The sequence below is a fragment of the Dyella sp. 01N36 genome (assembly GCF_056399745.1).
This window is the reverse complement of record NZ_JBFTRY010000174.1, coordinates 1-7106: the sequence shown is the minus strand read 5'-3', so window position 1 is coordinate 7106 and position 7106 is coordinate 1. Positions and strand designations below refer to the sequence as shown.

Sequence of the window (7106 nt, the reverse complement as noted above, 5' to 3'; positions counted from 1 at the left end):
CGGGCGGTTGTTCCACCACGGCCCGGCCGAGCAGCGCTGCCGCGTCGGCGTGATCGCCGATGCGCTCGACCAGCGCATGCAGCAGCGGGCTGTCGAGCGGCGCGATCAACGCACGCAGCAAAGGTGCAGCGGCCAGGCCATCGCGCAGGGTGGACAGATCGCGCGGACGCGCCGAACGCAGCGCCACACGCGCCAGGATGCGTTCCAGGTCGCCGATGCCGCGCAACTGCTCGCGCAAGGGCTCGTGCTGGCGTTGATCGATCAGGCTGCCGATGGCCTGATGGCGTGCGCGCAACAGCTCGCGCGAACGCAGCGGGCGATTGAGCCAGCGGCGCATCAGGCGCGCGCCCATCGGGGTGACAGTTTCGTCGAGTACACCGAGCAAGGTGTGCTCGGTGCGCCCGCTGGGATGCGTATCCAGTTCCAGATTGCGGCGCGTGGCGGCGTCCAGCGCAATGGTGTCGCTGGCACGTTCCACCGACATGCCGGAGAGATGCGGCAGCGCGCTCTTCTGCGTTTCTTCCACATAGCCGAGCAGGCAGCCTGCGGCGGCAATCGCGAGCGGGAGCCGATCGACGCCGAAGCCGCCGAGATCGCGTGTGCCGAAGAAGCGGTTGAGTTCGCGCCTGGCGGCATCGCCGTCGAAGTGCCACGGCGGACGCTTGCGCAGGCCGGGCAGGGTGCTGACCAGTTTCGGCCACGCCACGTCCTCTCCGACCAGGGTTTCCGCCGGCTGCAGGCGCGCCAGTTCGGAAGCGAGCGCTTCGGCGCTGGGTACTTCGCTGAGCAGGAAACGGCCGCTGGCCAGATCCACCCAGGCCAGGCCATAGGCGCCGTGCGCGCCGGCGGCGATGGACATCAGCAGGTTGTCGCGGCGTTCTTCCAGCAGCGCGGCATCTGTCACCGTACCCGGCGTGACGATGCGCACCACCTTGCGTTCCACCGGACCCTTGGAGGTGGCCGGGTCGCCGATCTGCTCGCAGATCGCCACCGACTCGCCCAGCCGCACCAGGCGCGCCAGGTAATTCTCGGCCGCGTGGTAAGGCACACCAGCCATGGGGATCGGCTGGCCGCCGGACTGGCCGCGCTGGGTCAGCGTGATGTCCAGCAGCCGCGCGGCTTTGCGCGCGTCGTCATAGAACAGCTCGTAGAAATCGCCCATGCGAAAGAACAGCAGCACATCCGGGTGCGCCGCCTTGGCGCCCAGGTATTGGCGCATGAAGGGAGTGTGGCTTTCGAAATCCTGGGCGACCATAACGTGCTGTTCTGTCGGGCCTTAAGGTGAAACCGGCCGTGGAGGGAGGGCGCTGCGCGCCATATGAAAAATGCCCGCCAAGATAACCGAATTGGCCCGGCAAGTATCCCGCGAGACGCAGCGCGACTCCTGGGCTTGGCCGGCCGCCGACGCTTGCCGCGGGCGTCCTTGTGATGTGCGGAATCGGCTGTGTAGGATCGACCGCCATGCATAGACGCCCACGATCCGCGACTTCACTGGTGACAGCGCTGCTGGTCGCGCTGTCTGCGTCCACCGCGTTTGCCACCGACAAGCAGGCCAAGCCGTCGCCTGCCGATGCGCTGACGCTCTACGCCGGCGCCACCGTCATCGATGGCACGGGAGCGGCGCCACGTGCCGATCAGGACATCCTGGTGCGCGGCGAACGCATCCTGGCGGTGGGGCCGCACGGGTCGCTGGCGGAGGCGAAGGGCGCTACGGTGAAAACCGTCGACCTGCACGGCCGCTACGTGATCCCCGGCCTGATCGACAGCCACGTGCATATGGCCACGCCGCCCGATGCCAAGCGTGCACAGGCCATCCTGCGGCGCAATCTCTACGCCGGCGTCACCGCTGTGCGCGACATGGCAGACGATCTGCGCTCGGTCGGCGAGCTGGCCCGTCAGGCGCGTGCCGGCGAGATTCCCTCGCCCGACATCTACTACGCCGCCGTGATGGCCGGCCCGGAGTTCTTTGCCGATCCACGCGTGGCCGCCGCCAGCTACGGCGTCAAGCCGGGCACGAGCCCATGGATGCAGGCCATCGACGAGAAGACCGATCTGCGCGAAGCGGTGACGCTGGCGCGCGGTACATCGGCGACCGCCCTCAAGGTCTATGCCGACCTGCCGCCCGACCTGGTGAAGGCAATCACGGCTGAGGCGCATCGCCAGCACATGATGGTGTGGGCGCACAGCGCCGTGTTTCCCACGAGGCCGGTGGATGTGATCGACGCTGGTGTGGACGTGGTCAGCCACGCCTGCTACCAGGCATATCAACTCGAACCGGTGATGCTCAAGGCCTATGAGGATCACACGCCGTTCCACGAAAACCTGCTGGCCAAGGACGGCGACGATCCGGTGATGGCCGGTCTTTACCAGGACATGCTCAAGCACGGCACCATCCTCGACGCCACCGGCAGCCTGTTCGTGCGCTACGACGCCGAACGCAAGACGCATCCCGAGCGCAAGCCACTTCGCTGCACCGGACCGACCACCATCCGATTGGTCCGCCAGGCGTGGCAGGCGGGCGTGCCGATCTCGACCGGCACAGACAGCGACCCGGGTTTCAAAGACGTTTGGCCGTCCGTTTACGAGGAGATCTTTTTCCTCACCCACGACGTGGGCATGCCGCCGCTGCAGGCCATTCGTTCCGCGACGCTGATCGGCGCCGAAGCGGCCGGGCAGGCAAACGACATGGGTTCGATCGAGGCAGGCAAGCTGGCGAACTTCGCCGTGTTGTCAGCCGATCCGCTGAAGGACATCGGCAACCTGCGCAGCATCCGCATGACGGTAAAACGCGGCCATGTGTATCCGCGTGCCGACTATCGACCAGTGACCAAGGAAGAAATGGGCAATGACGACGATTGATCGGCGAACCTTCCTGACCGGCCTGAGCTGGGCTGCCGCCGCTTCCATGCTGCCGTGGGATGCGCGCGGCGCAGAGGCACCGCGTGCAACCGCGGCCGATGGCGGCATCATCATCAACGCGCTGGGTGGCCTGGGAGATCCCAATCGCGCGTCCGACGCATTGGTGCCCGAGCTCACCCCGCGCGTGCTGGCCGAAGCGCATGCATCAGGGCTGACGGCGGTCAACATCACCTTGGGTTATGTCTCGGGCCCCGACGATCCATTCGAGGCCAGCGTGCGCGATATCGCCGCCACCGATGCTCTGGTGCGCAAGCACGAGCGCGACGTGCTGAAGATACTCACTGCCGCCGACATTCGCCGCGCCAAGGCCGAGCACAAGATCGGCCTGATTTACGGCTTCCAGAACGGCGCCATGATGGGCAAGGACGCCACACGCGTCGACATCTTTTCGGACCTTGGCGTGCGCGTGTTCCAGCTCACCTATAACCCGGCCAACCAGCTGGGTGATGGCTCGATGGCGAAGGAAAACCGTGGACTGACGCCCTTCGGTCGCGAGGTAGTGGCGCGGCTCAATGCGTGTCATGTGATGGTCGATCTGTCGCACAGCGGCGAGCAGACCTGCCTCGAGGCCGCCCGCGTATCCACCGCGCCGATCTCGATCAATCACACCGGTTGCCGCGCGGTGACCGACCTGCCGCGCAACAAGACCGACGCTGAACTGAAACTGGTGGCGGAGCGGGGCGGCTTCATCGGCATCTATTTCATGCCCTTCGTCAACGCCTCGGGACACGCGCATGCCGAGGACGTGGTCGCCCATATCGACCACGCGGTGAACATCTGCGGCGAAGATCATGTGGGCATCGGCACCGACGGCTCGGTGACCCAGATCGATGATCTGCATGCCTATCAGGCGACGCTGGCCAAGGAGATCGCGCAGCGTCAGGCGGCCGGCATCAGCGCGGCGGGCGAGCGGCCGGATACTTATCCCTTCGTGGTCGACCTGCGCGGGCCGCAACAGTTCCACAAACTGGCGCAGCTGCTTGCCCAGAAGGGCTATTCGACGGGGCGCATCGAGAAGATCCTGGGCCTGAATTTCCTGCGCTACGCCGAGTTGGTCTGGGGCAGCTGAGCGCCTCCATCCTCCCGGACGGGCCAGCCCATCGATCCTTGGACTCTTGGCGCGGTGCCCCCATCGCGGTAGAAGAGTCCACTTCCGCCTGTCCCCCCGGAATCCCCATGAGCTTGTCTGTTCCCACTGATGCCGATCTCTATGCCCTGGCCGAACAGGTGGCCGCTGCGGCCCTCCAGCGGCGTCTGATGCTGGTCACCGCCGAGTCCTGCACCGGCGGCTGGGTCGCCAAGGCGCTCACCGACCTGTCGGGCAGCTCTGCCTGGTTCGACGCGGGTGTAGTCACCTATAGCTATGGGGCGAAGGAGGCCTTGCTCGGCGTCAATCCGCGCACGCTGGAGCGCACTGGCGCGGTCAGCGAGGAAACCGCGCTGGAAATGGTCTCGGGCGCGCTGGCCCGATTTGGCGCCGGCATGGCCGTAGCCGTCACCGGCATTGCCGGACCTACCGGCGGAACGCCGGAGAAACCCGTCGGCACCGTCTGGATCAGCTGGAAACGGCGCGGCGGCTACGCCCACGCCAGCCTCTTCCAGTTCGCCGGCGACCGCGAAGCGGTGCGCCGTCAGACCGTGGCCGCGGCGCTCAATGGCGTCATCAAGGCGCTGACGGACTGAGTCGAAAGCCGGCCACTGGGTCGCTTGACCGGTGTGGGATACTCGTCAGTCACAGATCGCAGCCCGTGAGACAAACCGCGGGCATCATGTCTTCATTCACTGCCACTCCGGGATTCAAGACGATGGATGACAACAAGCGCAAGGCGCTCACTTCCGCCCTCGGCCAGATCGAGAAGCAATTTGGCAAGGGCGCCGTCATGCGCCTGGGCGATCGCGTCGACGACGCCATCGACACCGTGTCCACCGGCTCGCTGGGCCTGGAYATCGCGCTGGGCRTYGGYGGCCTGCCGCGCGGCCGCGTSGTSGARATCTACGGTCCGGARTCCTCGGGCAAGACCACSCTGACSCTGCAGGTCATCGCCAACTGCCAGAAGAACGGCGGCACCGCGGCGTTCGTGGACGCCGAGCACGCGCTCGATCCCACCTACGCCGCCAAGCTGGGCGTCAACGTGGAGGACCTGCTGGTCTCCCAGCCCGACACCGGCGAACAGGCGCTGGAAATCGCCGACATGCTGGTGCGCTCCGGCGCGGTGGACGTGGTGGTGGTCGACTCGGTTGCCGCGCTCACGCCCAAGGCYGAAATCGAAGGCGARATGGGCGACTCGCWSGYYGGCCTGCASGCCCGCCTGATGAGCCAGGCGCTGCGCAAGCTCACCGCCAACATCAAGAAGTCCAACTGCCTGGTGATCTTCATCAACCAGATCCGCATGAAGATCGGCGTGATGTTCGGCAGCCCGGAAACCACCACCGGCGGCAAYGCGYTGAAGTTCTACGCCTCGGTGCGCCTGGATATCCGCCGCATCGGCGCGGTGAAGAAGGGCGAAGAGGTGATCGGCTCGGAAACCCGCGTCAAGGTGGTCAAGAACAAGGTGGCGCCGCCGTTCCGACAGGCTGAATTCGAAATCCTTTATGGCGAGGGCACCTCGCGCGAAGGCGAAATCATCGAGCTGGGTGTGGCGCAGAACCTGATCGACAAGTCCGGCGCCTGGTACAGCTACAAGGGCGASMRSATCGGCCAGGGCAAGGAGAACGTGCGCCAGTTCCTGCGCGACAATCCGGCCATCGCCAATGAAGTCGATGCCGAACTGCGCAAGCGTCTGCTGGTGTCGAACGGCACTTCGCCGCTGCCGGCGGTGGAAACCGAGGAAGCCTGATCGGACATCAGGCACCCGCTGGGCCGCAACCATGCGCGCTCTAGCGGGTACCCGTTCCAGATCAGCCGGAAGGGCGGCGCGCGTCGCCCTTCTGATGGCAAGACCATAGGTCACGCATGCCGCGAGAACCCGGTGACAAACCCAAAACCTCAGCCTATGACCGGGCGTTGGGGTTGCTTGCGCGCCGTGAGCATTCCCGGCGTGAGCTGAAGCTCAAGCTGCGGCAGAAGGGCTACGAGGGCGACGAAGCCGGCGAGGCCATCGACCGGCTGGGCGAGCAGCACTACCAGGACGACGAACGATTCGCCGGGTCGCTGGTGCGCAGCAGAGCGTCCCAGGGTTACGGACCCATGCGCGTGCGTGCCGAACTCAAGAGTCACGGTTTGTCCGACGCCCGCATCCGGGCCGTTCTGGACGAAGCAGGCGTGGATTGGGACGCCAACGCCCTGAACGTGCTGCGGCGGCGTTTTGGCGGCAAATCGCCGCCGGATCACGCAGAAAAGGCACGTCGGGCGCAATTCCTCTTGCGCCGGGGCTTTCCCGCCGCCACAGTACGGAGTGTTACCCACGCCGACGTGGACGACGCAGCCGACGACGCCTGACCTCCCCACTGCTGGGACGGGAGAGTGTCGCTTCGGCGGTGCTTCCCGGCGTGACCCATCCGCCAGGTCCTCCCCAGCCGCATGAAAACCGCCGAAATCCGCTCGACCTTCCTCGACTATTTCCGTTCGAAAGGGCACACCATCGTGCCGTCCAGCTCGCTGGTGCCGGCCAGCGATCCGACGCTGCTGTTCACCAACTCGGGCATGGTGCAGTTCAAGAACGTGTTCCTGGGCAGCGAAAAGCTGCCGTACGTGCGCGCCGCCGATGTGCAGCGCTGCCTGCGTGCGGGCGGCAAGCACAACGACCTCGATTCGGTGGGCTATACCGCGCGTCACCACACCTTCTTCGAAATGCTGGGCAACTGGTCGTTCGGCGACTATTTCAAGCGCGATGCCATTGCCTATGCGTGGGAGCTGCTGACCGACGTCCTCAAGCTGTCCAAGGACAAGCTGTGGGTCACCGTCTATCACACCGATGACGAAGCCTTCGACATCTGGAACAAGGAAGTGGGCGTGCCGGCCGAGCGCATCGTGCGCATCGGCGACAACAAAGGCGCGCCTTACGCTTCGGACAATTTCTGGCAGATGGCCGACACCGGTCCCTGCGGTCCGTGCACGGAAATCTTCTACGACCACGGCGAAGACATCGCCGGTGGCCCGCCGGGCTCGCCCGATGAAGACGGCGATCGCTACATCGAGATCTGGAACCTGGTGTTCATGCAGTTCGACCGCGCGCCCGACGGCACGC

The 7106-nt window shown here is 65.9% G+C and carries 7 protein-coding genes; 6 read left to right on the top strand and 1 reads right to left on the bottom strand.

The features are described from left to right. A partial coding sequence (locus AC1DMG_RS18095) for a MutS N-terminal domain-containing protein (protein WP_477180860.1) occupies positions 1 to 1255 on the bottom strand: 1255 nt, incomplete at its 3' end. A gap of 206 nt (positions 1256 to 1461) precedes the next feature. Between AC1DMG_RS18095 and AC1DMG_RS18090 the strand changes: the two genes are divergently transcribed. The 6 genes from AC1DMG_RS18090 to AC1DMG_RS18065 form a co-directional block, all read left to right on the top strand. Beyond that, complete coding sequence (locus tag AC1DMG_RS18090) at positions 1462 to 2859, top strand: amidohydrolase family protein (RefSeq protein WP_477176356.1); 1398 nt, start codon at positions 1462 to 1464, stop codon at positions 2857 to 2859. Then, entirely contained in the window at positions 2846 to 3988 is a 1143-nt protein-coding gene (locus AC1DMG_RS18085) for a dipeptidase (protein WP_441605142.1), read from the top strand. Before AC1DMG_RS18090 ends, AC1DMG_RS18085 begins: the two co-directional genes overlap by 14 nt. Before the next feature lie 107 nt (positions 3989 to 4095). Beyond that, complete coding sequence (locus AC1DMG_RS18080) at positions 4096 to 4602, top strand: CinA family protein (RefSeq protein WP_441605143.1); 507 nt, start codon at positions 4096 to 4098, stop codon at positions 4600 to 4602. A 122-nt stretch (positions 4603 to 4724) separates the two neighbouring features. Continuing rightward, positions 4725 to 5756 (top strand): recombinase RecA, encoded by a 1032-nt coding sequence (gene recA / locus AC1DMG_RS18075; RefSeq protein WP_477180861.1) that lies wholly within the window; start codon positions 4725 to 4727, stop codon positions 5754 to 5756. Between the two features lie 116 nt (positions 5757 to 5872). Beyond that, a complete protein-coding gene (locus AC1DMG_RS18070) occupies positions 5873 to 6358 on the top strand; it encodes a regulatory protein RecX (protein WP_441605145.1) in 486 nt (161 codons plus the stop codon). A gap of 81 nt (positions 6359 to 6439) precedes the next feature. Then, a partial coding sequence (locus AC1DMG_RS18065; RefSeq protein WP_477180859.1) for an alanine--tRNA ligase-related protein occupies positions 6440 to 7106 on the top strand: 667 nt, incomplete at its 3' end.

What these genes read in the sequence shown, in the direction of transcription:
- AC1DMG_RS18090 (WP_477176356.1), top strand. Translation starts at nt 1,462, where the DNA reads ATGCATAGACGCCCACGATCCGCGACTTCACTGGTGACAGCGCTGCTG.
- AC1DMG_RS18070 (WP_441605145.1), top strand. Translation starts at nt 5,873, where the DNA reads ATGCCGCGAGAACCCGGTGACAAACCCAAAACCTCAGCCTATGACCGG.
- AC1DMG_RS18080 (WP_441605143.1), top strand. Translation starts at nt 4,096, where the DNA reads ATGAGCTTGTCTGTTCCCACTGATGCCGATCTCTATGCCCTGGCCGAA.
- AC1DMG_RS18085 (WP_441605142.1), top strand. Translation starts at nt 2,846, where the DNA reads ATGACGACGATTGATCGGCGAACCTTCCTGACCGGCCTGAGCTGGGCT.